Annotated in this window: 21 protein-coding genes, 5 tRNA genes and 1 pseudogene; 14 read left to right on the top strand and 13 right to left on the bottom strand. The window is 37.5% G+C overall.

Annotated elements, in window-relative coordinates:
- Window positions 1-89: 89 nt before the first annotated feature.
- Together MLC35_RS10810 and MLC35_RS10805 are read left to right on the top strand one after the other, a co-directional pair.
- A complete protein-coding gene (locus MLC35_RS10810) occupies window positions 90-2,477 on the top strand; it encodes an EAL domain-containing protein (protein ID WP_434636979.1) in 2,388 nt (795 codons plus the stop codon).
- A 2-nt stretch (window positions 2,478-2,479) separates the two neighbouring features.
- Entirely contained in the window at window positions 2,480-3,499 is a 1,020-nt protein-coding gene (locus MLC35_RS10805) for a GGDEF domain-containing protein (RefSeq protein ID WP_434636976.1), read from the top strand.
- A 7-nt stretch (window positions 3,500-3,506) separates the two neighbouring features.
- Here MLC35_RS10805 and MLC35_RS10800 read toward each other — a convergent pair whose 3' ends face one another.
- The 3 genes from MLC35_RS10800 to hrpB are packed head-to-tail and all read right to left on the bottom strand — an operon-like array spanning window position 3,507 to window position 9,817.
- The gene (locus MLC35_RS10800) at window positions 3,507-6,359 is read right to left on the bottom strand and encodes an EAL domain-containing protein (protein WP_434636974.1); all 2,853 of its coding nucleotides are present in this window, start codon (window positions 6,357-6,359) and stop codon (window positions 3,507-3,509) included.
- Window positions 6,356-7,276 (bottom strand): cytochrome-c peroxidase, encoded by a 921-nt coding sequence (locus tag MLC35_RS10795; RefSeq protein WP_434636972.1) that lies wholly within the window; start codon window positions 7,274-7,276, stop codon window positions 6,356-6,358. Before MLC35_RS10795 ends, MLC35_RS10800 begins: the two co-directional genes overlap by 4 nt.
- Window positions 7,277-7,312: 36 nt before the next feature.
- Entirely contained in the window at window positions 7,313-9,817 is a 2,505-nt protein-coding gene (gene hrpB / locus MLC35_RS10790; RefSeq protein WP_434636970.1) for an ATP-dependent helicase HrpB, read from the bottom strand.
- 188 nt (window positions 9,818-10,005) lie between these two features.
- Between hrpB and MLC35_RS10785 the strand changes: the two genes are divergently transcribed.
- Window positions 10,006-11,466, top strand: coding sequence for a sulfurtransferase (locus tag MLC35_RS10785; protein ID WP_418640758.1), 1,461 nt, complete (start codon window positions 10,006-10,008; stop codon window positions 11,464-11,466).
- 71 nt (window positions 11,467-11,537) lie between these two features.
- On the opposite strand, the gene MLC35_RS10780 is transcribed toward MLC35_RS10785, so the two are convergent.
- The 6 genes from MLC35_RS10780 to MLC35_RS10755 form a co-directional block, all read right to left on the bottom strand.
- Complete coding sequence (locus MLC35_RS10780; protein ID WP_434636968.1) at window positions 11,538-12,083, bottom strand: hypothetical protein; 546 nt, start codon at window positions 12,081-12,083, stop codon at window positions 11,538-11,540.
- Window positions 12,071-12,457: a thioredoxin fold domain-containing protein gene (locus MLC35_RS10775; RefSeq protein WP_346389758.1), complete on the bottom strand. Its 387-nt coding sequence runs from the start codon at window positions 12,455-12,457 to the stop codon at window positions 12,071-12,073. Before MLC35_RS10775 ends, MLC35_RS10780 begins: the two co-directional genes overlap by 13 nt.
- A gap of 243 nt (window positions 12,458-12,700) precedes the next feature.
- Complete coding sequence (locus tag MLC35_RS10770; RefSeq protein WP_434636966.1) at window positions 12,701-13,636, bottom strand: IS3 family transposase; 936 nt, start codon at window positions 13,634-13,636, stop codon at window positions 12,701-12,703.
- 204 nt (window positions 13,637-13,840) lie between these two features.
- Window positions 13,841-13,978 carry a transposase gene (locus tag MLC35_RS10765; RefSeq protein WP_434580899.1) on the bottom strand — a complete coding sequence of 46 codons (138 nt, stop codon included), beginning with the start codon at window positions 13,976-13,978 and terminating at the stop codon, window positions 13,841-13,843.
- Between the two features lie 590 nt (window positions 13,979-14,568).
- Window positions 14,569-14,644, bottom strand: a tRNA-Ala gene (locus MLC35_RS10760).
- A 150-nt stretch (window positions 14,645-14,794) separates the two neighbouring features.
- Window positions 14,795-15,622: a Fic family protein gene (locus MLC35_RS10755; RefSeq protein WP_434636963.1), complete on the bottom strand. Its 828-nt coding sequence runs from the start codon at window positions 15,620-15,622 to the stop codon at window positions 14,795-14,797.
- 151 nt (window positions 15,623-15,773) lie between these two features.
- On the opposite strand from MLC35_RS10755, the gene istA reads away from it, so the two are divergent.
- From istA to MLC35_RS10740, 3 genes and pseudogenes are all read left to right on the top strand, one after another.
- Window positions 15,774-16,886, top strand: coding sequence for an IS21 family transposase (gene istA, locus MLC35_RS10750; protein WP_434579843.1), 1,113 nt, complete (start codon window positions 15,774-15,776; stop codon window positions 16,884-16,886).
- Window positions 16,877-17,695 carry an IS21-like element helper ATPase IstB gene (gene istB, locus MLC35_RS10745; RefSeq protein WP_434579842.1) on the top strand — a complete coding sequence of 273 codons (819 nt, stop codon included), beginning with the start codon at window positions 16,877-16,879 and terminating at the stop codon, window positions 17,693-17,695. The genes istA and istB overlap by 10 nt, the downstream gene beginning before the upstream one ends.
- A gap of 58 nt (window positions 17,696-17,753) precedes the next feature.
- Window positions 17,754-17,915 (top strand): annotated as a pseudogene (locus MLC35_RS10740) (IS30 family transposase); the annotation flags it as partial.
- A 268-nt stretch (window positions 17,916-18,183) separates the two neighbouring features.
- Here the strand turns inward: MLC35_RS10740 and MLC35_RS10735 are convergent.
- From MLC35_RS10735 to MLC35_RS10720, 4 genes are all read right to left on the bottom strand, one after another.
- Window positions 18,184-18,272: transfer RNA gene (locus MLC35_RS10735), tRNA-Ser, on the bottom strand.
- A gap of 25 nt (window positions 18,273-18,297) precedes the next feature.
- Window positions 18,298-18,371 (bottom strand) — tRNA-Cys (locus MLC35_RS10730).
- A 19-nt stretch (window positions 18,372-18,390) separates the two neighbouring features.
- A tRNA-Leu gene (locus MLC35_RS10725) sits at window positions 18,391-18,477 on the bottom strand.
- 41 nt (window positions 18,478-18,518) lie between these two features.
- Window positions 18,519-18,593 (bottom strand) — tRNA-Gly (locus MLC35_RS10720).
- Window positions 18,594-18,735: 142 nt separating this feature from the next.
- Here MLC35_RS10720 and ilvD point away from each other — a divergent pair.
- From ilvD to MLC35_RS10680, 8 genes are all read left to right on the top strand, one after another.
- On the top strand, window positions 18,736-20,427 hold the full coding sequence (gene ilvD / locus MLC35_RS10715) for a dihydroxy-acid dehydratase (RefSeq protein WP_151899390.1): 1,692 nt from the start codon (window positions 18,736-18,738) through the stop codon (window positions 20,425-20,427).
- Window positions 20,428-20,442: 15 nt separating this feature from the next.
- Window positions 20,443-22,251, top strand: a complete 1,809-nt coding sequence (thrS, locus tag MLC35_RS10710; protein ID WP_434636961.1) for a threonine--tRNA ligase — start codon at window positions 20,443-20,445, stop codon at window positions 22,249-22,251.
- Entirely contained in the window at window positions 22,248-22,766 is a 519-nt protein-coding gene (gene infC, locus MLC35_RS10705; RefSeq protein ID WP_188110014.1) for a translation initiation factor IF-3, read from the top strand. The genes thrS and infC overlap by 4 nt, the downstream gene beginning before the upstream one ends.
- A gap of 128 nt (window positions 22,767-22,894) precedes the next feature.
- Window positions 22,895-23,407, top strand: a complete 513-nt coding sequence (locus MLC35_RS10700) for a YeeE/YedE thiosulfate transporter family protein (protein ID WP_434636959.1) — start codon at window positions 22,895-22,897, stop codon at window positions 23,405-23,407.
- Window positions 23,397-24,002, top strand: a complete 606-nt coding sequence (locus tag MLC35_RS10695) for a YeeE/YedE thiosulfate transporter family protein (RefSeq protein ID WP_230973288.1) — start codon at window positions 23,397-23,399, stop codon at window positions 24,000-24,002. The genes MLC35_RS10700 and MLC35_RS10695 overlap by 11 nt, the downstream gene beginning before the upstream one ends.
- Before the next feature lie 71 nt (window positions 24,003-24,073).
- Window positions 24,074-24,523 (top strand): hypothetical protein, encoded by a 450-nt coding sequence (locus tag MLC35_RS10690; protein ID WP_151899393.1) that lies wholly within the window; start codon window positions 24,074-24,076, stop codon window positions 24,521-24,523.
- Between the two features lie 7 nt (window positions 24,524-24,530).
- Window positions 24,531-25,199 (top strand): Crp/Fnr family transcriptional regulator, encoded by a 669-nt coding sequence (locus MLC35_RS10685; protein WP_151899394.1) that lies wholly within the window; start codon window positions 24,531-24,533, stop codon window positions 25,197-25,199.
- Window positions 25,192-26,145 (top strand): hypothetical protein, encoded by a 954-nt coding sequence (locus MLC35_RS10680; protein ID WP_434636956.1) that lies wholly within the window; start codon window positions 25,192-25,194, stop codon window positions 26,143-26,145. The genes MLC35_RS10685 and MLC35_RS10680 overlap by 8 nt, the downstream gene beginning before the upstream one ends.
- The last annotated feature ends 76 nt before the right edge of the window (window positions 26,146-26,221 follow it).

The following is a 26,221-nucleotide window of genomic DNA, read 5'->3' as shown; positions in this document are numbered from 1 at the left end:
ACGGATTATGACATTACCGGAAAAGCGGAAACGCTGTTTAGCTGTACTTTTTGCAATAAAGATGAAAACAATCCATAGAGCATGCACAAATGATTGAAAACAGTAAAGCAGAAATTTTGCCAAAATTTGAAGAACAGGAATTTGAAAATCTGATAGGTACCATACAGGATAATTTAAAAATCCTTAAATTTGTACTCAACAGTGTGCCGATAGGTATTTTTATATATCAGCCCAATATTGTCTATGCAAACAACTACACACTGCAGCATTTTAAAATAGACGCAAAAGAGCTTTTTTCCTATACTCCAGAGATGCTCCTTGACAAAAGTACCCCGCAGCATGTTCGCAAAGACCTCATAAGCAAAGATACCGGTATCAAAAACTACGAACTGAGATTAAATGTAAAAGGTGTCATTTTAGATGTTATTGCCGTTTCGCAGACTATTGTCTACAAAGGCAAACCGGCAGGTATTATCTGGTTTATAGACAATACAAAGTTTAAAGAGATAAAAGAAGAGTTTTCTGAGTTGCTGCACTATTTGCCGATTGTGGCCTATAAAGTACGTATATTTAAAGACAAAAGTTTTCAGGTAACTGTTTCAAAGGCTATAAAAAAGTTAACAGGTTTTACTTCTAAAGAAGCAGAATCAAATTTATTTTGGTGGCAGGAACATATTTATGAAGCAGACAGAGACAGAATGCTCAAAGCGCAGAAGGCTCTTGTTGCAAACAAGTATATGCAACACCAGTACCGAATAGTATGCAAAGACGGCTCTTATATCTGGATTGATGACAGGCTTGTAAATCTGAATCGCGGTGATATGATTCTAGATATTTTAGGTTTTTGGAATGAAATAACCGTACTGAAACTCCATGAATTTGCAAATCAGGCAATAGCTGAAATAAATCAACATTTTATTACACAAAGCGATGAAGAACGGATCCTGTTTTGTATATGCAAACATTTTGTTGAGAGTGAATTTTGTGAGCAGGTTGTTTTAACACGAAAGTCAGGAAAGAAATACCGTTATCCCGAGAATGATATAAAAGATTTTGTCATGCAAAAACATCTGAAAGTTGCTTATGCAGAAGAGGTTTTAAAAATTGTTTTTTATTTTCAAGCCAAAATAACAAAACCGGAAGTTTTTGAAGGTATTTTGAATATGTTTAAAAACAATGTGGAAACCGGGCTGAAGGCTCTTAGGGATGCAAGAAAACTGAATTATCTGACCTACCATGAGTTTCTTTGCGATTATCCTAATGATAACGCGCTTAGAAAAAAACTAAAAAAGTATAAAGAGCCTTTTGCTCTGCTGATTATCAATATACGTTCTTTTTCAAATATTAACCTTCTGTATGGCTTTTCATTCGGAAATAAAGTACTTTGTGCGGTGGCGGATATAATGAAAGAGAGTTTGGCAGTCACCGACTCTGTTTATCATCTTGCAGGTGATAAATTTTGTCTTTTGATTAAAGATGTGAACCAGCTCAAAAAAATTGCCAAGAAAATAGCCAACCAGTGTGCACATAGTATTTTTGTCAAGCAAAGGCACATTCCCGTCAGTTGCAGATTCGGCATAGCAAAATACCCTCAAGACAGCGAAAACAGCTTAGAAGTAAGAGATTTAGCGATGACGGCACTCTCTTATGCAAGCAAACACAAACAAGAGATAGCAGTATATGAGCCTAAAATGAAAGAGACGTTAAGTACATACATTGAGACGGAAACAGTACTCATTGATGCAATAGAAAATAATGCCTTTGTGCTGCATTATCAGCCTGTAACAGATGTAAAAACAGAAAAAATTCTGCACTGTGAAGCACTTATCAGGCTTAAAGATAAAAACAATAAGCAGATAGTGCCGGAGTATATGATACATGTCGCAGAAGAGCTTGGGCTTATTAAAAAAATCACAAAGATTGTTATAACAAATGTTGCGAAGCAGCAGCAGATCTGGCAAAAAAAAGGTTTGCATGTAACGGTTGCCGTAAATATTTCTTCTTATGATGTAGAGAGTGAAGAATTTCTGGATTTTTTTGAAGAGACCATGACAAAGTATGGCCTGAACAATAAGAGTATAGCAATTGAAATTACAGAAAGAACAGCGGTACAAAATTATGCGGCAGCAGAAAAATTTTTGCAGGTTATGAAACAGCTTGGCATATCTGTAGAGATTGATGATTTTGGAATAGCACACTCTTCACTGTCTCAAATAACGCAAATGGAATTTGATACACTTAAAATAGACAAGTCTTTTATTGATAAAATTATACAAAGCGACAAAGAGCGAGAAATTGTAAAGATTATAATTGAGATGGCAAAGGTTTTAAATGTTACAACTTTGGCAGAAGGTGTTGAGAGCAAAGAGCAACTTGAATGGCTTAAAAAGAATGGCTGTGATATGATACAGGGGTATTATATTTCCAAACCGTTGAGTGCTCAAGATTTTGAAGCATATTTTTCTTTAAGGGGCTAAGATTGAATACAGATCTGCAAAAACAGTATGTTTACAATGAATATATACAGACCTATTTTCGTCTTTTTTTTATTGCTGTATCGGTTATTGCCATTACGTATTATACTTTTGTTGAGCATGCGCTTAGTGTTGAAGTCTATAAGTATATTATGCTGTTTCCTGTTTTGATGCTGAGTTTAATTGCCGTATATATGTTTATAGTTTACAAATATCCCTATTTTCTCCAAAACCAACGAATTGTTTTTATGAGCTTTGTTGAAACAACAGCAACTGGTTATGTTATGTATCTGACAGGACCGCTTTCGGCATATTTTCCTGCTTTGCTGTTATGGTTTTGTATAGGGTACGGAGTACGGTATGGAGAAAAGATAGGATTTGTCACCTATGGTATAGTTTTAATTACCTGGCTTGTTCTGCTCAACACCAGCCCATTTTGGATACAAAACAGAGCACTCGGTTTTGGCTGGTTTATTGCTTATCTGGTTATTCCTCTGTATTTTTTCAAATTGCTGCAAAAACTTCATAGCGATGTGAAAACATTCAACTACAAAGCGACACATGATCCCTTGACAGGTCTTCCAAACAGATTTTTATTTGACGAAGTTTTATATCAATATTTAAAAGGCAAAAACTTTGCGTTGATATTTGTAGATTTGGACGGCTTTAAAGAGATAAATGACTCTTTTGGACACCTCATCGGCGATAAAGTTTTAGTAGAAGCATCCAAAAGAATAGAGCAGATAACTGATTTTACCTCTCGTTTGGGCGGAGATGAATTTGTTTGTATTATGACATTTAAAACAAAAGACGAATTAAAAAAGAGATTGGACAGACTTGTTGAAAATCTTCACAAAACCTGTCCAAACAAGCGTATCACAATTTCTGCGAGTATAGGTGTTTCGCTTTATCCAAATGATACATTTTCGGCACATGAATTAAAGAAGAAAGCAGATGCGGCAATGTACAAAGCCAAGGAATCCGGTAAAAACAGATATTTTTTATACAGTGAGCTTGCCAGTTAAAAAATATTTACAGAATATTTTCAGAGAATCTTTCAATAATCTCTTTACATGTAACCGGTCGTGAAAAAAGATAACCCTGTCCAAAATCACAGTTTGCTTCAGCCAGGAACTCTTCCTGATCCTGTGTTTCGATGCCTTCGGCAACTATCATATATTCGAGTGTTTTTGAAAGCGCTATAATTGCTTCGATGATGACATTGTCCGAACTGCCGTTGGCTATGTCATCGACAAAAGATTTGTCTATTTTGATGGTGTCGGTGGGGAGTTGTTTGAGATAGGACATAGAGGAGTACCCTGTACCGAAGTCATCGATTGAAATTTTAAATCCGTAGTTTCTGAAGTTTTGCAAAATATCCATATTGGCAACGGTGTGCTCCATTATGAAGCGTTCAGTGATTTCAATCTCTATCTCATGCGGTTGGACATTGTGTTTTGCCGCTATGGCTAAAAAAGTTTCCAAAAGATTGGCTTCTTTAAACTGCAAACTGGAGACATTGATAGCAATGCAGTGTATGTGAATGTTTGCTTCTTTCATTTGCTTAAATGCTTTGCAGGACTCTTCAAAGACGAAGTACCCAAGTGGGATAATCGTACCGTTTTCTTCGGCGACAGGAATAAATTTGTCAGGGGTAACATTGCCAAGTTTTGGATTTTTCCATCGGACAAGGGCTTCAACAGAGTGGATGGTTTTTGTTTTGAGTCTGTATTGTGGTTGAAAAACCATATAAAGTTCATTGTTTTGCAAAGCGTTACGAAGTGCCATGTCAATGTCGAGTCTGTGCTGTATGTTGCGTGAAAGCTCTTGTGTGTAGTAGCGGAAGTTGTTTTTTCCTGACTCTTTGGCAAGATACATCGCACTGTCGGCATGTTTTATGAGTGTCTGGGAATCTTCTCCGTTTTGCGGATAAACGGCTATACCGATACTTGCCGTAGTGATAAGCGAGTGCTCATTTACATGTATGGGTTCTTCAAGGTTTTTTATAATGTTTTGAGCAACTATTGCCGCATCGCTTGCAAGTGTCAGGTTTTCCAAAATTATAACAAATTCGTCACCGCCCCAACGGGAAATAAAGTCACTTTCTCTGAGTGTCGTTTTCAGTCTTGAAGCAACAGTTTTTAAAACTTCATCTCCTATGTCATGCCCGAGTGTATCATTGATGATTTTAAAACGGTCCAGGTCTATAAACAATACAGCCAAAATATCCTTGTTTCTTTTGCTTATTATGAGTGCATGTTGCAAATACTCTTCAAAGTTGACACGATTGGAAAGCCCCGTAAGCGCATCATGATAGGCAAGATAATCCGCTTTTGCCTGTGAAGTCTCTATCTCTCTGAGGTCGGTCTGCACTGCAGTATAGTTGAGAACATCGCCTTTGGAGTTTGTGATTTTTTTAATTGTTGACCAAAGAGGAATCAGTTCACCGTTTTTGGTTTTATTGACAAATTTTCCTTTCCATATTCCGTGTTCTATCAGTTGATTCCAAAGATCTTTGTAAAAACTTGTATCCTGTATTCCCGAATGGAGAAACTTGAGACTTTTACCTTTTACTTCAGCAAAAGAGTAGCCGTATATATTTGTAAAAGCACGGTTGATAGAGATAATTTTTCCCTCTGAATCTGTTATGATGATGGACTCTTCTGTATTGTCAAAAACACTGGCTGCCTGGGCGAGTTGTTTGTTTTTTTCTATATATTCTGTGATGTCAAGCTTAAGCGCAATATAGTTCACCAGTTTTCCCTGAAGAAAAATCGGAACGATGGAAGCCTTTTCGTATAAAAGAGAGCCGTCTTTTCGTTTGTTGATAAACTGTCCCTCCCATTTTTCCCCTTTGGCAAGTTTTGCATTGAGTTCTTCATAGAGAGCCGGGTCCTGAATATCTGATTTTAAGATTCTTGGATTTTGTCCCAGTACTTCTTGTGCTTTGTATTTTGTTGTTTTTTCAAATGTTTCGTTGACATAGACGATATTTCTTTGTGCATCTGTGATGACTACAATGTTGTCACTGTGTTCTATGGCATATTTAAATGCCAAAAGTTCTTTTTTTGTTTTGTTTGACTGAAGATGTGAAAAAATAAGTATAAATAAAATCGAAACAGTTACAAGGAAAAATACTATCATCAGCCATGTCTGGTGCTGCAAGTCTTTTTCATAGTCAAGTGTTATATGACGCTTGAGTGCTTCGAGTTGCCTGTAAAGCGGATTTGTCTGTACTTCTTGTGAAACCTTTTTGAGTGATTGGAGTGTTTGGAGCATTACTTTTGCGTGCATATAAAAAGTATAAAGATATTGACTGTTTTTATTGCGGGCAATTATTTTAAGTTCATGAAGCTTTTTTTGTATGGTTTTTTTATCTATATATTCACTTGAAGCATATCGCAAGATATAAAAAAGAGCCTCATTTGTAAGGTTCTTTGCCTGAAGAGAAATATCAGCTGCATTGGAAATTGTCGTATGCAGATCAAAAAGAAAATGGGAGCTGTTTATAAGAGCAGAGTTTTGTGCTTTGAAGTATTCTAAATCATCAGCTTTTTTTTGAAAGTTTTGTGCAATTTTTTCTAAAAGAGGTGCAGTGTTTTTATTGTATTTTTGCATATCCTGACGCAGGCTTTTTAAAATTTTCTCAAATTGTTTTTTTTGCTGGTCAACTGTATCATAATTTGTGAATTTATTTGCAGTGAATGTAAAGTCATTGAGTTCTCTGTCTATAAGTTGCAGTTGGGTTATTTTATTGCTTTGGAGTGAAAAATGACTCATGTTTTCTTTGATTTTGTAGCCGTTTACAAACATTATAAAAACAAAAAGGATGAAAACAAAGAGTATGAATGTAGTTTTATCGGTATGCTTTAACTTTTCTATCATTCTGGCTCAATATTTTTAGGAAGTTCACCATTGAGAGACTGTAAAAAAGCAGTTATTTTCGCAATCTCCTCTTTTGTAATGTGACGACCGAGTTGATACTGAGACATAATTTCTACCGCTTTTTTCAAATCATAGGTACGCCCGTCATGGAAATAGGGTGCCGTCCTTACAATATTTCGAAGCGAGGGGACTTTAAAAAAGTATTTGTCCCGCTCTTTATGGGTAATATTGTATCTTCCCAGCCACTCGGAATTTGATTCATTGAAAATACCAAATTTGTTATAAAGATTGCCGCCAATGTTCTCTCCGTGATGGCAGCTTACACACCCCTTTGACTTAAAAAGTTCGTATCCCTCTTTTTCTTTTTGAGTGAGAGCACTTTTGTCACCCCTGAGATATCTGTCAAAGCGGGAGTTTGGCGTGATGAGTGTTTTTTCATATTCCGCGATGGCATCTGTAATATTATTTTTGGTAATACCGTCATTATAAATTGCATCAAAAAGTTTTTTGTATTTGCTTTTTTTGAGTTTTGGTATGATCTCTTCAAAGCTAGAACCCATTTCAACAGGATTTTCAATAGGTCCAATGGCCTGTTCCTGCAGATTTTTTGCCCGACCGTCCCAAAACTGTCGAAAATTAAAAACAGCATTATAAACAGTAGGTGCATTCACTGAGCCTTCTTGCCCTTGAATACCAAAAGAGAATTTTAACCCGTCATCTCCGCCATTGTGTAAGTCGTGGCAGCTTGCACAGCTGATAGTATTATCATGCGATAAAATAGGATCAAAAAAGAGCGCTTGACCGAGTTTTGCCTTTGCCTGATTGACCTGTACACTTTGCGGTAAAGGTGTAATAGGCTCATTTGCCGTTAGCAAAGTAACATAAAAAGAGAAGATGAGAATTATTATTTTATACATACTGTAATATTATCACAAATAACCTAAAACAATATTTCATTGTCCGTACATATGTTTTTTCGTTTTACTCGTAGCAACAGCTTCAAAAGGATTTTGCGGCCAATAATGCCTTTTGTATTTTCCCCGTAACTCTTTTGCGACCTCGGCATAAGAGTTCTCCCAAAAGCTTTTTAAATCATAAGTGATTTGTATGGGTCGCATAGCGGGTGTGAGGAGATGCATCTGTAAAGGGAGTGTGCCGTTTAACACTTTGGGTGTTTCATGAAGTCCGAACACTTCTTGTATCTTTACATGTAAAGAGGGTTTGTGAACGTCGGTGTAATCTATATGAATACTTGAACCGCTTGGTACTGTAATACTTTGGGGTACCTGGGTGTCCAAAAGCTGCTGCTGTTCCCATGTCAAGAGTGAGCGCAACAGTGCATAAATATCTAAACTTTCCAACTCTTTTATGCTTGTAATGTTGTCAAGATGAGGCTCCAGCCAAAGGTCAAGTCTCTCAAGCAGCGCTGTATCACTAAAGTCTGCAAACTCTTGATGATGGTGTAAAAAATTGACTCTTTCTTTGAATTTTACAGCTTTTTTGCTCCATGTCAAAAGTTCCAGACCCTCTTTTTTTATTAACTCTGTAAGCAGTTTTTGAAAATCTTGCCCTTTTGCAACCTGTATCGGTTTTGCAAAAAGGAGCAGTTTTAAAAAGTAAGTCTCTTCTCTTATGTCAAACTTCTTGTTCTCTTTGTTGTAGTTTATTGTTTGTTTGGTGTGCATAAAGGAAGAAAAGTATTGCTCAATCTGTGTCATTGTTATACTCAGTGCCAGATTTATAAGTGAGTCTTTGGCATGTGCATGAAGACTTGCCACAACCAGGTACTCTTCATTGCGCAAAGTGTCTTCGTCATGAAGCATGGCGCCTTTTGCGTTGCTGAGTATGTATTTGTTACTGTTGCTGTCTCGCCGTCTAGCGAGTCTGTCAGGGTAGGCAAAAAGGAGCAGTACCCCGAGTATATCTTTGTCAAGTGAACTGTTTTTTTTGTGTACCTGTTTGATATTTTTGAGTTTTTTATAAAAAAACTCTGCTTCGCGGAGTACTTCTTTGGCTCTGAATGTATGGATATAGCTACTGTTGAAGTCTTGCTCAATAAGATGTATATATCGCGGCAGTATGTCACTCTCTTTTGATGCATTTTTAAAAATATCTTTTTCTCCCAAAAGTGAGGCCAGCAGACAGGCTTCATAGGCAAAGCCCAAATCATTTGCTTTTAAAATCATATAGGAAAATCTTGGATGCAGTCCCAGACTCAGAGCATCTCTGCCAAAAGCGGTGATTTTGAAAGAAGTATCAAGCATTGCGAGCGCCTGTAAAATTTTTTTTGTTTTTTGAGTAGTGTCGGGATGCGGAATATCCAAAAATTTCAGTTCGCAAAAGTCATCAACACCCCATAAAGCCAAATCCAGCATCAGTGAGGTTAAATCCGTCCGGAGTATTTCGGGTTTTGTGGACGGTTGCAGTATTTTTGATGCATGCCACAGCCTGTAGCAGACTCCATTTGAGAGCCTTCCGGCTCTGCCTGCTCTTTGAACGGCGGCATCTTCTGAGACAAAGGACATTTCCAAATGATTCATCGCATTGGCATGGTTGTAGCGTGAGAGCTTCTCCAGACCCGAGTCTATCACGACTGTCACGCCCTCTATGGTCAGAGATGTCTGTGCAATGTTTGTACTGAGTATGATTTTTCGTTTTGAGGAGGAGGAGAGTGCCCTGTCCTGTTCTTTTTTTGAGAGTGAAGAGTAGAGCGGTACAATGAGGACATCTTTGCTAACGGTATTAAGAAGTGCATTTTGCAAATTTTTTATCTCTTTGACTCCTGGCAAAAAGACTAAAATATCTCCTGTATGCTTTTTTAATGCCTGCAGTGTCGTTTTGAGAAGCAAAGTATTCAAAGAGCGTGCGTCAGGTTGTTTTGTTTTGATGTCAAGATATATATTTTGTACATCATATCTTTTCCCTTTTGAAGTTATCACGGGAATATCACCGAGCAGGGAGGAGATTTCGTTTGCATTGAGTGTGGCGGACATAATCAGGATTTTCAACTCATCACGTAAGAGTTCCTGTACCTGCAAAGACAGCGCAAGGGACAAATCAGTGTGAATACTGCGTTCATGAAACTCATCAAAAACAATCATAGCTACATCATCCAAAGTCTGATTGCTTTGGAGTTTGCGTACTAAAACAGCTTCGGTAACAACCAGAATTTTGGTGTTTTTTGAATAAACACTGTCCATTTTTATCTGATAGCCCACACGCTCTCCAAGTGGTTCACCCAGAAGTTTCGCCATTTGCGAAGCAACCATCCGGGCAGCCACGCGCCGCGGCTCAAGCATAATGATCATTTTGTTTCCAAGCCAGGCTTCATCAAGCAAAGAGATAGGAACAACAGTGCTTTTTCCTGCCCCGGGAGGAGCCTGTAAAACAAGCCTGTTATTATTTTGCAGTGATTTTTTTACATCTTCTAAGACGTCATGTATCGGTAGGTTTATCATATAGAGTATTATAGCATTTTATCCAAATAATTTTTTCTTATTTAAATGTTTATAAAAACTGATACTGCTTTTTCCAGTGTGTAATTTTTACTCACTTTTATTATTAATTTATATTATAACATCAAAAAATTATAAAAATTATATTTTCGTGATACAGTTACGGTAAATTTTTAAAATATGGAGTAAAAATGAACAAAACATCACTTATACTGGTTGCAGCAACTTTGGCTGTATCACTTGAAGCAGGTACTTTTTCAAACTTTTTTGACAGAGTTTCTAAAAAAGGGCATTCTATAAAAGTTGTAAGGGGTTTGAACCACGATCAAAGAAGTTATAAAGATAATGAGTACGGTCTTGTAAATGCAGACGTTGCTGCAAAGTGGATTAATGACTGGGAAGCAAATAAACCAGCAGGTGTGAACGGGCGCCTGTTTGTGATGCAGGTAGGACTTTTGCCGGGAAGCAAACCATTTGTGAAGCATGACGATGTGCATGTATTTACTTTTGACAGAACAGCAGGGTGTACTACAACAGGCGATATTCGCAATGACGGAATTTCTGATATTCCTATGCCGATTTTTTCAGGCGGTATGACAGGTATGGACGGTGCTTTTTGGGCATACGATATCAATCCGAATGAAGATATGCTTTTGGTTGTAGTCGCATCAGATGATCCTCAGAATATGGCACTGGCATCACGCTTTTTGTGGACAATGAGTTATTGGGGAATGAAAGAGGATCATGTTTCATTAATGAACGGAACGGCAATGTATATGTTTGATCCTGAGTTAAACCCTCGTATAAAAAGAGCGGGTGTAACGAGCAAAGAGTCAATGTTTACAGAGATGGGGTCTGAGTATTTGATGGCTCCGGGCGGAAAACTTGATTTTGGTGACGCAAAAAGCGGTCGTGCGCCGGCACAGCGCCAGAACTTTGAATCTATAAAAACACTGCCTACCCAACCAAACTTCTCATTGTTTGCCAGTATGGAAGATATAATGAATGTAGTTGATGCAAACCAAAAATCTGATGTTATTATTGATGGCAGAAGTGCGGCTGAATACAATGCTGAAATCGAAGTTAAAAGAAGCAAAACAGAAACAAAAGAGTGTGGTGTAAATCATGATCAGCAGTGCTATTCCGCGTTTGAAGGACATATCAGAGGTGCTGTTAATCTCGAATACCGCAGTGTTATTAACACTCAAGACTTTGTCAAAGATCTTAATGGTGACGGCATAGTCGATGAGCGTGATGCATCGATGACTTTTCTCTCAAAAAGAGAACTTAAAAGAACATTTAGAAAATTAGGCGTAAAGCGTGACAGTGATGTATATACATACTGCAGAACAGGTACCCGTGCATCGCTTGTGACTTTTGCATCGTATGAGATTTTAGGATACAAAACACACATGTATGACGGTTCATGGATTCAGTGGTCAAAACTTGCAGATGCTGTAGATACTTACGCAAAACAAATGCTTCCGGAAGATTCACCATGGAGAACAGATGTTTCGCGCTATACAGAAAATATAAAATATAACGATTCTGTTGATGTGGGACCGGCTTCTGCAACACTTTATCCTTATGCGCCTGAAGGTTCAGGAAACCGCATTGTAGAAGAAGATGAAGCCTATCGTTTTGACTTCTAGGTTTTAATATGCAATAGGGGAGGGGAGGTCCCTCCTTGTGTCGTTATTTTGCAGTGCGCTTTTTACATCTTTCAGCGTAAAAACTTTGCAACTCTCGGGTTGCGTTTGACTGCTTCCTGTTTTGCTTTTTGTGTTGCATTAATAATATTTTTGATAACAAATGGATTGAGTTTCACTGCTTCTAATTGCACTTTTTCTGAAGGGTAAGTGATAAATTTAATGATTTGCGGATTATGTCTTACTGCGACTATTTGTGCTTCTTCGTCAAATGATTCAATCAGTTTTGTTAATGCTATGTTAAAGCTGCCGTCTTTCATAATCTTGTTTACTGCAAGAATCTGAATCTCTTTCGTTGGATTTTCAATCTCTTCAATAGCTCTTGGAGAGGTTTCCAGTGCTGCTTTTTGTACCTTATACGAAGGGGCTTTTATAAATTGTATTTTCCACCAGTATTGTGTAACCGCTTTGATTTGTTCTTCTTCACTGAGTGAAGAGTAATACTTTGTTCTTTCTTTTATCTGTTGTGCATAGGAAAGGTTTTTTGGCTGGGTACATCCGGTAAGAAGTACAAATAAAGCAAGTGCACTGAAAGTAAAAAATTTCATTAAAGGTGCCATAAGTAGTTTTCCTCTTCCTGCCAGCCGTCAATCTCATCAATAATCTGTCCACTGGGTGCATCTATAATATAGGTAACCGGTGAAAAAGGTCTGATAAGTTTTTTGGGAATATTTTTATCTGTATCGCGATTTATTATAAGCTTTATATACTTTTTGTTGATATAGTCTCGTATATCTTTTTTTATTAAAATAGTATCTACCAGACGATGACAAAAAGGACATCCGTCACTTACCAGAATTACAAGAAGGTCTTTATTCTCTTTTTTGGCAATGTTAACAGCTTTGTTGTAATCTCTTTCATATCCCATATACTCTGCAAAAAGATTGTAATCATCCCAATAGTTGGCATACAGAGAAATTGACAGTAAGGGCAATAATAATAGTTTCTTATAAAAATTCATGTTTTTATTTTAGCATAAAATGATAAATAAGGAATTTGATTACCCATGTTTTAAATATATGGGTAATCGACTAATTTTATTACCCATTTTTACAAAAAAAAGGATAGAATATAAATAAGTTACCCATATAAAAAATTGAAAGTTTTATGGAGTTTAAAATGAGTGCATCTGCGAAAGTGATGTGTCAACCCTATTTCATACTTATCCATAAAGATTCTAAGCTGCTGTTTCAACTTGTAACATCATTTTTTCTTCAAACTCAACAGGTGATAAATTACCATTTGCAGAGTGCATTCTTTGTCGGTTATAATAAACTTCGATATACTCGAATATAGCTTGATTAGCCTGAGCTTTTGTCTCAAAAATCTCATGGTAAATGAGTTCAGTTTTCAAAGTATGAAAAAAGCTCTCAGCTACTGCACCCCAAGGGCATTTCCTCATTTCGTTCAGGGCACAATCCCAACAGTTCCCTTTGCGTGACATACTTTGAACGATTCCATGCTGTTGTAATAAATCCTTGTGAGTATATGAAGCGTATTGGCTACCACGATCAGTGTGCCAGATCAAACCTTTTTGAGGCTTTCTTGCAATAAGTGCCATATTTAAAGCGTCATTCACAAGTGATACTTTCATTGTATCATCCATCGACCAGCCAACAATGCGACGGGAGTATAAATCCATTACAGTCGCTAAATATAGCCAGCCTTCATTTGTTGGAATATAAGTTATATCTCCAACATATTTCTCATCAGGATAAGAAGCATAAAAATCTCTGTTTAAAATATTCGGTGCAACTGGTAGATTATGATTGGAGTTTGTTGTATTGATTCTATAGCGTTTTTTCGTCTTTGCAACAAGTCCCAGCTCACACATTATACGCCCTATGCGACGACGAGAAACAACAAATCCATACCTTTGTACCAGTTTATCTTTAATTCGTCGGGTACCGTAGTTCTCTCTTCCCTGCATAAAGATAATTTCAATGAGTTCATTAAGTTTTTTATCTATCTGTTGCATCTGGCATCCTTGCTTTATCCAGTGGTAATAACTTGCTTTATCGACTTGAAGTATTCTACACATCACTGCTATTTGAAACTCGTTTGAGTGTTCTCGCATCCATGCACCCCAAGGGCATTTCCTCGCTTCGCTCACGGCACATATTTCACAGAGTTTCTTTGGCGAAATATGCTGTTGCCTTTTTTAGAATGTCACGCTCCTGCTTAAGGAGTTTGTTCTCGGCACGTAGGCGTTTATTCTCTTCCTCAGTTGTCTCTTTGATACTCTGATTAGTTGAAAATCCTCCTCTGGATTCTATGGGAATATTGTTGGCTTTCTTGTACCCTCAAGGGGCAGCTCCTACTCTCTTACCCAGTTATAAAGCGTTTTTTCGTTTACATCCAAATCTTTTGCAATCTTTGCTGTTGATTCGTTTGAATTCATGACCAACTGTACGCTTGAATCTCTAAATTCTCTTGTGTATTTACTGTTTTTCATCTTCTTCTTATCCTTATTCATAGTGATATTTTATCTCAGAATTGCTAAATGTTCTGAGTATGAATAAGTGTAGCCGTATCAGCATAGGTTGTTAAAAGTCTGATTGACTAAGAAGCTGTAGGGAGTGGATTGTAGTTGGGGTTATTGATGGCTGTTCTAAAAATATGGAGTATTAAAAAACAATATCCGGCCACTTTATGATAAAATACCACTACGGAAAATATCCTCTTAGGCAGGTGGCCGAATGTCACCGCGTTGGGTGGCCGATTAGAACGCTATACGCATCTACACACAATAATGACAAAAAAGATGTTGAAGTTGTTGTGAGTAGAAAGAGATGTGATGACAGATATAAGCTATATTTGTCTCTTTTATATATGCCGCAGATAGTTGATAATATCCCAATATATCAAGAAATAAATCATGATGAAAGTATGAAGTTATAAATTATGGTTGAGTCGTTATTGGCTTATAGTAATCGATAATGATTTTTCAAAAAGTGGCACCTAAAGTGGCACCCAAGACAATACTTAAGCGAAAAAAGAAAAGCTTATAAGTTAAGTATGATTCGTATTTAAGGGGTGTGTTAATGGTGGAGCATAGCGGGATCGAACCGCTGACCTCTTCGCTGCCAGCGAAGCGCTCTCCCAGCTGAGCTAATGCCCCATGTTTTGCTTTAATTAAAAGCGGTGAATCTTTAAGGGCTGGAATTATATCTTAATTGATTTCTTAAAGTCAAGCGTACAACTTTAAACGAGATGTGATGTGTCAACTCTATTTCAAAAAAACTAACATCATTTTACTAAATTTGGCATTTTATTCCTTTACTTCCCAGTACCCTTTTCTGGCACTTCCTACTCTGATAAGTCTATTATCATTTTTTAAATTTGCTATCTGTTTTTCAATAGCTCTAGTTGTTAGGTTTATCAGTTGGGCTAACTCTTTTATAGTTGTTTTTGGATTTTGTTGTAAATATTCTAAAATTTTATCTTCCGTGTTTACCGAACTTTTAACCGAACTCTTTACCGAACTTTTAATACTGTGTAAAATAACTTCAAGCATAAACTCTACAAATGGTGTACTCTCTCCCAAATCACCAGATTTTTCAAGTACATCATAATATCGTTCTTGATTATCTCTGATAATACTTTCAGTAGGTATAGCACTAAATACCTTTCTCCAATGATACAAAATAACACTTTGCCAAAGTCGCCCAATACGACCATTTCCATCGCTAAAAGGATGAATAAACTCAAACTCATAGTGAAATACACAAGATTTGATAAGTATGTGTTCATCACTTTTTTTTAGCCATTCAAACAGATCTCTCATCAAGTCAGGTACAACACCAAAAGGCGGTGCAACATGATTAACACCATCTTTACTACCAACACCGACATTTACACCTCTAAAACTTCCAGCAGTTTTTAAAATACCTTTCATCAGTATCTTGTGAGCTTTCAGCAAATCATCTAAGCTATCATATTTGTAATTTTCAAACTCTTTATAAGCATTTATAGCACCTTCTACCTCAAGAACTTCCTCATAAGTTCCTAAAACTTTTTTACCATCTAAAATAGCTGTAATTTTATCTTCACCTAAAAAATTTCCCTCTATCTCCAATGTTCCTGCTAGTGTTGTCAAACGAACTGCTAAAATTGGCACTAAGGGAAGTGAGTTAAAAGTTACTTTTTAAACACAAACCTTAAAAAATCAAATTAATTTTTGATAGACTCCGTTTCATCTTTTTTGAAGGGAGTCAAGTGTTAGATAAGAGGCAAGTTCAAATGACGGGGTGCCCCTTGAGGGTATAAAAAAACTTTTAAAACAAGGATTTAATAAAACAGAAGTAGCAAGACGACTGGGAATCAGTCGTGAGACAGTTCGTAAATATTCTAAACTTCCTGATGGGTATACACCAGTTATTAACAGAGCACCAGTAGAAAATATTGTAGATCCATATCTTCCCCATATTGCAAAGATGTTGGAAATATCCCATAAGGAGAACTCTTTTATTCCAACCACTGTAATTTACAAAGAGATACAGGCTTTAGGATACAAAGGAAGCTTGCGTTGGCTCCAGCAGGTAATGCAGAAATATGAACTGCGTGAGCGAATAAAAAATAGTGAAAAGCTTATACGCTTTGAAACAGAGCCAGCCAAACAGATGCAAGTCGATTGGGTAGAGTTTCCAAAAGACAACCTCTCTGCATTCGTTGCTACAATGGGCTATTCAAGGGCTTCGTATGTGGAGTATGTTGATAATGAAAAGATAGAGACATTGCTGGCATGCCATATGAACGCTTTTAGATACTTTGGAGGCGTTCCACTAGAGTGTCTATATGATAATATGCGCACAGTCATTATTAGACGCAATGCGTACGGGAGAGGTAAACATAAACTCAATCCTCTCTTTGAAGACTTCGCCAAGCATTGTGGCTTTGCTATTAAAGTATGTCGACCATACCGTGCAAAGACGAAAGGAAAAGTTGAGAGATTTAACCATTATTTACGCTACAGTTTTCATAACGCACTGCGTGTAAAACTTGCAATGAAAAATTATCAGCTCAATATTGACAATGCTAATGCAGAAGTACTCAAATGGCTTGAAATGCAAGCCAATGTACGCATACATCAAACAACCCTGCAAAGGCCATTTGATCTGTTGGCAGAGGAGCAACCCCACTTGCTTTCTCTGCCTAAACCTTATGGTGGCATCCATCCAAAGGCTGTAATACAAAGTGTAGCAAAAAATAATCAAGAGTTCAATAAAACACAAACAATAGATTCTATCTATATTCCAAAACCAGATATACAAAGTTATGATGAACTGATCCCTGCTGCCCTGCTTTACTGTATGCTGCCAACTTTTTCTATGCAACAACTGGGAGGTGCTTTATGGAACTAGAGCAGGAGATAGAAACACTTTGCAGATCACTCAAACTCTCTACTGTAGCAAACGAGTTTCACACTGTTGCCGCCACTGCTGCCAAAGAGAGTTGGCAATATACACAGTTCTTACATGAACTTTTAGTGCTTGAAAATAACAGTAGAATGGACAGAAGTAAAAACACCCTAACCAAACTTGCAGGGTTTCCTGCTATTAAAACGCTTGAGCAGTTTGATTATACTTTTTCTGTAGGAGTTAACCGCAAACAAATAGAGGAGTTGGCAACTCTAGGTTTTATTAAACGGCATGAAAACATTATTCTCCTTGGAGAGTGTGGTGTAGGCAAAACCCATCTGGCTATTGCTTTGGCATATAAGGCAGTTCAGAACAGATACAAAGCAAAGTTTACTACTATTGCAGAATTACTTGCCAATGCCAATAAAGCCAAAAAAGAGAGGAAGTATGATGCCTTTTTAAAATCAGTAACCAATCCTTCAATACTTGTTATCGATGAGATAGGTTATTTCAATATGAACAAAGAGGAAGCCAATCACTTCTTTCAGATTATCTCTAAACGGTATGAAAAAGCCTCTACTATCCTTACCTCCAATCTTGTCTTTAGCAAGTGGTCACAGGTATTTGCAGGTGATAAGGTTGTAACAACTGCTATCCTCGATAGACTACTGCATCATTCACACATCATCAACATACAAGGAGACAGCTATAGATTAAAAGAGAAAAAAGAGTCAGGAATTATCAATTCAGATTTATATAAGTTTGGAGCTAAATCTTCAAACAAAACAGGACAAAACAAAGTGGTGGTTTAAGTTTCAAATTGTAACTTTTTTTTACTTTTTAGTGCAAATTTTTAGGGTTCGTTTGACAATCAGGCAGTATTTACCCAAGAAAAGCACCTTTTTAAATGTCTCAAAGGATGAAATCATTATGATTCAGAACAGACTTAACAATCGACCTAGAAAAATCCTTGGATATAAAACTCCATATGAGGTGTTTTTTAGTGAAATGAGTAAAAAGTTAGCTAGTTAAATTAGGTGGAAATTGCACTTGATATTAGAATTGGCGTAATAAATCTTGACTAACTTTAAAGAAGTGTAGCCACACTGACCAAATATAAAAATTGTTTAGTAAATTGTAGATAAGTAGAATTGTTTTAACACTTCTTGACTAACTTTATAGAAACTGTCTACAAAATATAAAATTAATAAAATAATAGCCATGTTGTATAAACGTTGTATATGTGTTGTATATTTTAAAGTGTAATTGTTTGAAAGTGCCTACTTTAGGGGTTTGTAAGTGGTGGACCCTCAGGGATTCGAACCCTGGGAGGTGTTACCCTCGCCGGTTTTCAAGACCGGTGCATTCGACCAACTCTGCCAAAGATCCACATTTGTAGTTATGATTAAAAAACTGGAGGTGCCACCCAGATTTGAACTGGGGATAGCAGCTTTGCAGGCTGCGGCCTTACCACTTGGCGATGGCACCAGTTTCAGTTAATTATCAGTGGTGCCCGGGGCCGGACTTGAACCGGCACAGTATTGCTACCGGGGGATTTTAAGTCCCCTGCGTCTACCGATTTCGCCACCCGGGCAATATATTGAGTGTACCACAGTTTAACAATCTTAAATTAAATGGAGCGGGAAACGAGGTTCGAACTCGCGACCCCAACCTTGGCAAGGTTGTGCTCTACCACTGAGCTATTCCCGCAATTTCAGTTTACAATTTGTAAGTGAGCCGGAATTATAGCTTTTTTTTTTTGCTTTGTAAAGAGTTTTTAGTTAAAAATAGTAAAAAAGTGCTATAATCGCATTCATATTTTAAGATGTAAACTACTATACAGGGATTTTTTATGAGAAGTGATATAATCAAAAAGGGCTTTGATAAGGCGCCTCACCGTTCATTGTTGCGTGCTACCGGTCTAAAAGATGAAGATTTTGACAAACCGTTTATCGGAATTGCAAACTCTTATATTGACATTATTCCAGGACACTTTTTCTTGCATGAATATGGTGAAATAGTAAAAGAGGCCATCCGTGAAGCAGGCGGTGTGCCATTTGTATTTAACACAATCGGTGTTGATGACGGTATTGCCATGGGGCATGACGGTATGCTTTACTCTTTGCCGTCACGTGAAATTATTGCGGATTCTATTGAAACTGTTATGAATGCGCACAAACTTGATGCGATGATTTGTATCCCTAACTGTGACAAAATTGTTCCGGGTATGATTATAGGGGCACTCCGTGTGAATGTTCCTACTATTTTTGTCTCCGGTGGGCCTATGGCTGCGGGACACAAAAAAGACGGTACGCCGATTGACCTTGCAACTGCATTTGAGGCAGTCGGTCAGCATGCCGAGGGTAATATGACGGATGAGGAGCTGTATGAGATAGAGTGTGAAGCCTGTCCGTCGGGGGGAAGCTGTTCGGGTATGTTTACGGCAAATTCTATGAATACTCTCTGTGAGGCGATGGGTATAGCACTTCCTGGTAACGGAACTGTTTTAGCCATGACACCTGAGCGGATTGCAATGGTGAAAAAAGCGGCAAAACGTATTGTCGAGCTTGCAAAAATGGAAAATAACGAAAAATACAATTTTAAAAATATTTTGAATGAAAAAGCAGTGCATAATGCATTTACCGTAGATATGGCTATGGGCGGAAGTTCAAATACCGTACTGCATATGCTTGCCATTGCCAAAGAGGCAGATGTTGATTTTAAAATAGAAAATATTAATGCAATTGCAGAAAAAGTTGCACACATTGCAAAGATTTCTCCGTCATTAACAACTGTTCATATGAAAGATATAGATGATGCAGGCGGCGTCAATGCGGTAATGAAAGAGGTTTCCAACAGAGGCAATGATGTCTTGCAGCTTGATGCACTGACTGTTACCGGTGAAACTATCGGCGAGAGAATTAAAGATGCCGAGATAAAAGATACAAACATTATTCATACAAATGAAAATGCCTACTCTCCTGTTGGCGGGCTCTCGATTTTATTTGGAAATCTTGCGACTGAGGGTGCGGTTATTAAAGCAGCCGGCATTGTAGACTCTATGAGACACTTTAAAGGTACGGCTATCTGTTTTAATTCACAGCAAGAAGCAATAGACGGAATTATGGCGCACAAAGTCAAACCCGGCAATATTGTAGTGATTCGCTATGAGGGTCCAAAAGGCGGTCCCGGTATGCAGGAGATGCTTGCCCCGACGGCACTTATTCAGGGTATGGGGCTTGGCGAGAGTGTTGCGCTTATTACCGACGGGCGTTTTTCTGGCGCTACCAAAGGGGCTTCCATCGGTCATGTTTCTCCAGAAGCTGCCGAGGGCGGACTGATCGCATTAATAGAAGACGGTGATGAGATAGAACTTGATGTGGACAAACACATCTTACAGTTAAATGTAGACGGCGAAGAACTTGCAAGAAGAAAAGACCATTATGTTCCTTATAAAAATGAAGTAAAATCAAAATGGCTGAAACGTTATCAGTTGCTCGTCTCTAACGCATCAAACGGTGCTGTATTAAAAACAGAATTATAAGAAGGAAAATATATTTTGAATGAAATTGCTATAAAAAGAGACGGTGAAATTATAGATACACAGACAGCAAAAGAGCTGGGCTTTGAAGGTGAGCAGATTCACCTTGACAACTCTCCTGAGTCTTTGGAAGTTCTGCGTCACTCAACGGCACACCTTATGGCTCAGGCTATTAAGTCACTTTATCCTGATGCTGAATTTTATGTGGGACCGGTTGTCAAAGAGGGCTTTTATTATGACTTTAAAACTTCTGCTGAAATCGGCGAGGCTGATTTAAAGAAAATCGAGAAGCAGATGCTCTCTTTTGCAAAGAAAAAGTACCCGATAGAAAAGTATGAAATTACAAAAGAAGAAGCGATAGAGAAGTTTAAAAACGACCATTTAAAGCTTGAAGTCATGAAAAGAATTCCGAGTGATACAGTCAGTATTTACAAGCAGGGTGAGTTTGAAGACCTTTGCCGCGGACCGCACCTGCCAAATATCGGTCTTATCCGATACTTTAAACTGACAAAAATCTCAGGTGCCTATCTTGGCGGAGATTCCAAAAAGGAAATGCTTACACGTATATACGGTATAGCATTTGCAACAAAAGAGGCCCTCAAAGAGCATATGACAATGCTGGCCGAAGCTGAAAAACGGGACCACCGCAAACTCGGCAACGAGATGAAACTGTTTACCTTTCGTGAAGAAGTCGGTGCCGGTTTTCCTATCTGGCTGCCTGCCGGTGGACGCCTGCGTGCAAGACTGGAGTCTTTACTTTTTAAAGCACACAGAAAACGCGGATACGAGCCTGTACGCGGTCCTGAAATGCTCCGTTCTGATTTATGGAAAACATCAGGGCATTATCAAAACTACGGTGAAAACATGTACTTTACCCATATAGATGAGCTTGAATTTGGGGTAAAACCGATGAACTGTGTCGGGCATATCAAAGTATATGAGGATGAACTGCACTCTTACCGTGATTTACCGATTAAATACTTTGAATACGGCGTTGTGCATCGTCATGAGGCAAGCGGGGCTTTGCACGGGCTTTTCCGTGTACGTGAATTTACACAGGATGATGCGCACATTTTCTGTCGTGCAGATCAGATTGAAGAACAAATCATTGAAGTAGTTGATTTTGTGGATAAAATTATGTCTACTTTTGAATTTGATTATAAAATGATGATTTCTACAAAACCTGAAAAAGCGGTCGGCAGTGATGAAGTGTGGGAAATTTCTACACAGGCACTAAAAAATGCAATGGATAAAAACGAACTGGCTTATGAAATAGACGAAGGCGGCGGAGCATTTTACGGCCCTAAAATTGACATCAAAATCACCGATGCCATCGGACGTGAGTGGCAGTGTGGGACAATTCAGCTTGATTTTAATCTTCCTGAGCGGTTTAAACTTGAATATAACGGCGAAGAGAATGATAAAATTCAGCCGGTAATGATTCACCGTGCCATTTTAGGCTCATTTGAACGCTTTATAGGGATTTTGACAGAGCATTATGCCGGAGAATTTCCGATGTTTATCGCCCCTACACAGGTAGCAATTGTTCCTGTTGCAGAAACACATAAAGAATATGCTAAGCTTTTATCAGATAAACTTATCGATATTAATGCCGATAGTGAAATCTATGCGAAAAATGATTCTTTAAACAAAAGAATCAGAACTGCAGAAAAAACTCGCGTTCCTATGATAGTTGTCATCGGGGATGAAGAGATTAAAAACAAAACTGTAGCCATTCGCGACAGACGAACTAGAGAGCAGTACAACTTAAGTGAAGAGGAATTCTTGAAACTTATACAAACTAAAATAAATGAGGTAAATTTTTGAGTAAAAACAAAGACCGCGTCATCATGAATGATGACATCCGTGTTCCAGAGGTGAGATGTAATGTAGATGGAGGTGAGTCTTTAGGCGTCATCTCTACTGATGAAGCTATGACGAAAGCAAATGAATTGGGCTTAGACCTTGTGCTGATTGCTCCAAATGCCAAGCCGCCTGTTGCGAAAATTATGGATTATGGCAAGTTTAGATACCAAGAAGAGAAAAAGCTTAAAGAGCAGCGAAAAAATCAGGTAAAAATTGTTGTCAAAGAGATTAAACTTTCGGTGAAAATTGCAGAAAATGACATTGCCTACAAGGTCAAGCATGCAAGAGAGTTCCTTGAAAAAGGCTATCATGTAAAATTCAGAGTCTTTTTGCGTGGTCGTGAAATGGCACATCCTGAAGCTGCAAAAGAGGTACTTATGCAGGTATGGCCTATGGTTGAAGACATCGCCGTAATGGAAAAACCGCCAAAATTTGAAGGACGTTATTACAATATGTATGTCGTTCCGAAGAAGTAACTTTTTTTCAATTTTCTTCTATAATAAAGCCTAAAGGCTTTATTATTTTCTTCTCTTATCAGTAAGATAACAATCAATTAACAAAAATAGTATTATAATTACATGTAATTTATTATATAAGGATTATTATGATTAGACGTATGCCGTGGTGGTTAGCCGGAATCTTAATGGCGTTATTGGTACTGTTTACATTTTCAGTATTTGGAGCAAACAGGCCTTTTGGAGCATCAACCTATGTGCCTTATTTCGCAGGGATACTTTTTGATTTAAGTCCCGAAAAATACCCTTATCTCAAAGAGGTACATTTTGCCGGTGCCTGGGAAGGGGTAATGCTTTTGGGTGCTCTGACAGGCGGTTTTTTGACCTCTGTCTTTGTCACAAAAACTTTTCGTTTGAGTATTATGCCCACAGGCTGGAAAAAATATAAAAACTCTTCAGTCATATCACGGCTTGTTTGGAGTTTTGTCAGCGGTTTTTTTCTTATAATAGGTGCGCGCCTGGCAGGCGGATGTACCAGCGGACATTTTTTAAGCGGGATGGCACAGACGGCTATAAGCAGTATGATTTTTGGCGGAGTAGTTCTTTTAAGTCTGATTATTACAGGAAAAATATTTTATAAAAGTGAGGCAAATGATGTTTGATAGAATCTTAAACATGTTTACGACTGTCTCCAATGAATCCCACGGTTCGGTATTTGTCGTTTTTATGATAGGGCTTGTGTTTGGTGTACTGATTCAGTACAGCAGGGTGGACAAGTTTGAAAAAATTGCCGGTTTTGCAATGCTCAGAGATACAGTGGTGCCTAAAATGCTCTTTTTGGCAATAGGTTTAGCCTCTATAGGACTCTATTTTATGGTAGAAGCGGGATATGCATCGTACCATCCAAAGCCGATCATCTTAGGCGGACTGATTATAGGCGGTACGATTTTTGGTATTTCTATGGCAATACTGGGAAAATGTCCGGGAACCGGTCCCGTATCTATTGCAGAAGGGCGCATTGATGTTCTTGTGGGAGCCATCGGCGGAATATTCGGCGGGCTGGTCTTTACTGTTTATTTCGATTTTTTTAAAAAAATCATGGGTGAGAGTCTTGGAAAAACAACCTTGGTATCCTACTTTCAGGGACATGAAAATTTAAGTGTCTTTATTTTTGGTATTGTTCTTATTATTGTGAGTATTGTTATTCCTCTTCGCCAAGAGTTTGATGAAGCGGATCTGCAACAGCTGCAAGAATAATATTTATTGATAAATATCATCTTTTCACCGGATTTTCTTCTGTATAATATTCCTTAAAAAAGGAAATAGATATGCAGCAGATACAGAGAATAGCAATACTGTTTGGAGTTTTATTCCAGTTTGCAATAGCGCAAACACCAGAATTGGATACACAGGAATTTCCTTTAGAAGAATTGAAAAAACAAAATATTCAAATTGCTGCGCTCGCGGCAAAAGAGATGTCCAAAACACTGCCTCAAAAAGTCGACAGATATACTACTGTCACAAGTATCATTAATGACAAGAACACGCTGGTATATACATTTGTTATCGATACCGGCAAAAAAAGTGATGCAACTGTTCAAAAAGAAGACCACAGCAGAATGCAAAAAGCAATCACGACAGGTGTCTGTAAAACTTCAGAAAAATTTTTGCTTGCCGGAATTGATACTCTTTATGTTTACAAAAGCGAAAAAACAGGCAGGGTATTGTTCAGGTTTAAAATCACTCAAGAGAAATGCCCGAATCTAACCAGTCGATAAGTCTCTTATGCCGATTAAAAATATCATACGGTCTCAGAATTTTTTTTCCTCTTTGGAAGATGAAGACCTGGAGCGACTTGCATCCATATCCTTGCTGCATCATTATAAAAAAGAGTATATGCTTCAGTATGAAAATGAAGAGTGTAATGAACTGTTTTTTCTGTGCGAGGGTATGGCAAAAGCCTATAAAATTGACAAACACAATAATGAAGTTGTGCTGCACTACATATATGCAGACTCAATGATATCGGAGATTTCGGATACTGATGCTGAAAAACTCCGGTCCTTTTCAAATATTCAGCTGATTGAAGATTCCCAGGTTTTAAGTATAAATTATCAAAAATTCAAGAAGTATTTTTTAGAAACACATCTGTTGCAAAAGGAATTTACGGGTGAGATTGTAAAAAGATCATTACAATTACAATCTTTAATCAATCGGGAATTTATCTTTGATGCTGTTTCGAAGGTCAGCATGATGCTTTATGATGATTTGCAAATGTTTAACAAACTCAAGCGCCATGAGATATCCCTGATGCTGCATATTCAGCCGGCAACACTTTCACGTGTTCTTAACAGATTAAAACGAAACAATATTATTGATATAATACACGGGCAGGTAAAAATCATCAGTCAAAGAGGTTTGCAAAATATATACAAGGATAAAATTGATGACTAAAATAAAATTTCTAGGGGCATTGATTTTTTTTCTTTCCATAGTGCTTGCCCTGTACTCCAAACATATTGCTGCGCATAATGAAGCAAATTTGCGACTTTTGAAAGTGATTAATGAACAAAAAGCATTTACACAGGAGATTGCGAAAAATATCTTTTTTATGTATAAAAACAAAGATGCTTCAGTAGAAGAGTTGGACAAATATATACAGTCTTTTGTTGAAAATATGAACAACAAAGATGAGATACTCGATAAGATATTTTCAAAAGATATCAAACAGGAGTCGGAAAAAATTATTTCCCTGTGGAATAACTTTTATCTGCTTGTGCAAAAATTCAGAGATGCCTCCCGGATACACAACGGTTATACAAACATTGTAATTGACAAACTGGTCAAAGATATCTATGATACAAATCTGCAGCTTGTAGTAGAATTCAACAAACTGATAAAAATGCATAAAAAATATTTTGACACACTGCAGCATAAAAATAAAACTATTCAAGTTACGCTGTTTGTTGTTTTGCTTCTTTTGCTTTTATACCTTTTTTCCCAATTAAAATCTTTGCTTGGATTTATTCAGAAATTTCTCCATACTTCTAAAAAAATTGTGCAAAAATCAACGGTACTTGGTGTGGAGCCGATAGAAGAAAAGAGCAGTATTGCTGATGTGACACAGGCAGCGGATGCTTTTAATTTTCTTGTTCAAAAGATAGACAAATCAATTGAAAATTCGAGCAAGTCGATCCAGGCTGCTTCTAAATCACTCGAAGAGACAGAAAAAAGTATAGAGGATTTGCTGGAATTAATTGCTGTGATGGATGAAGAAAACATACTTGACAAAAATTTGGTAAAAAAAGAGGATATCCTTATCGAATCTTTGGAAGAACTCACTACATCTCTGCAGAAACTCCATTCTCTGAAAATACATTTGGACAACTTTAAAAAATAAAACTAATTGAATAATTTGACCAAGGTCAAATTATTAGATGCCTTTGTGTATTAAGATTTTTCTATCATTTGGGAAA

Source organism: Sulfurimonas sp. NW7 (assembly GCF_051132265.1).
In the GTDB taxonomy this organism is placed as follows: Bacteria; Campylobacterota; Campylobacteria; order Campylobacterales; family Sulfurimonadaceae; genus Sulfurimonas; species Sulfurimonas hydrogeniphila.
This window is presented reverse-complemented; position numbering and strand designations above follow the sequence as displayed.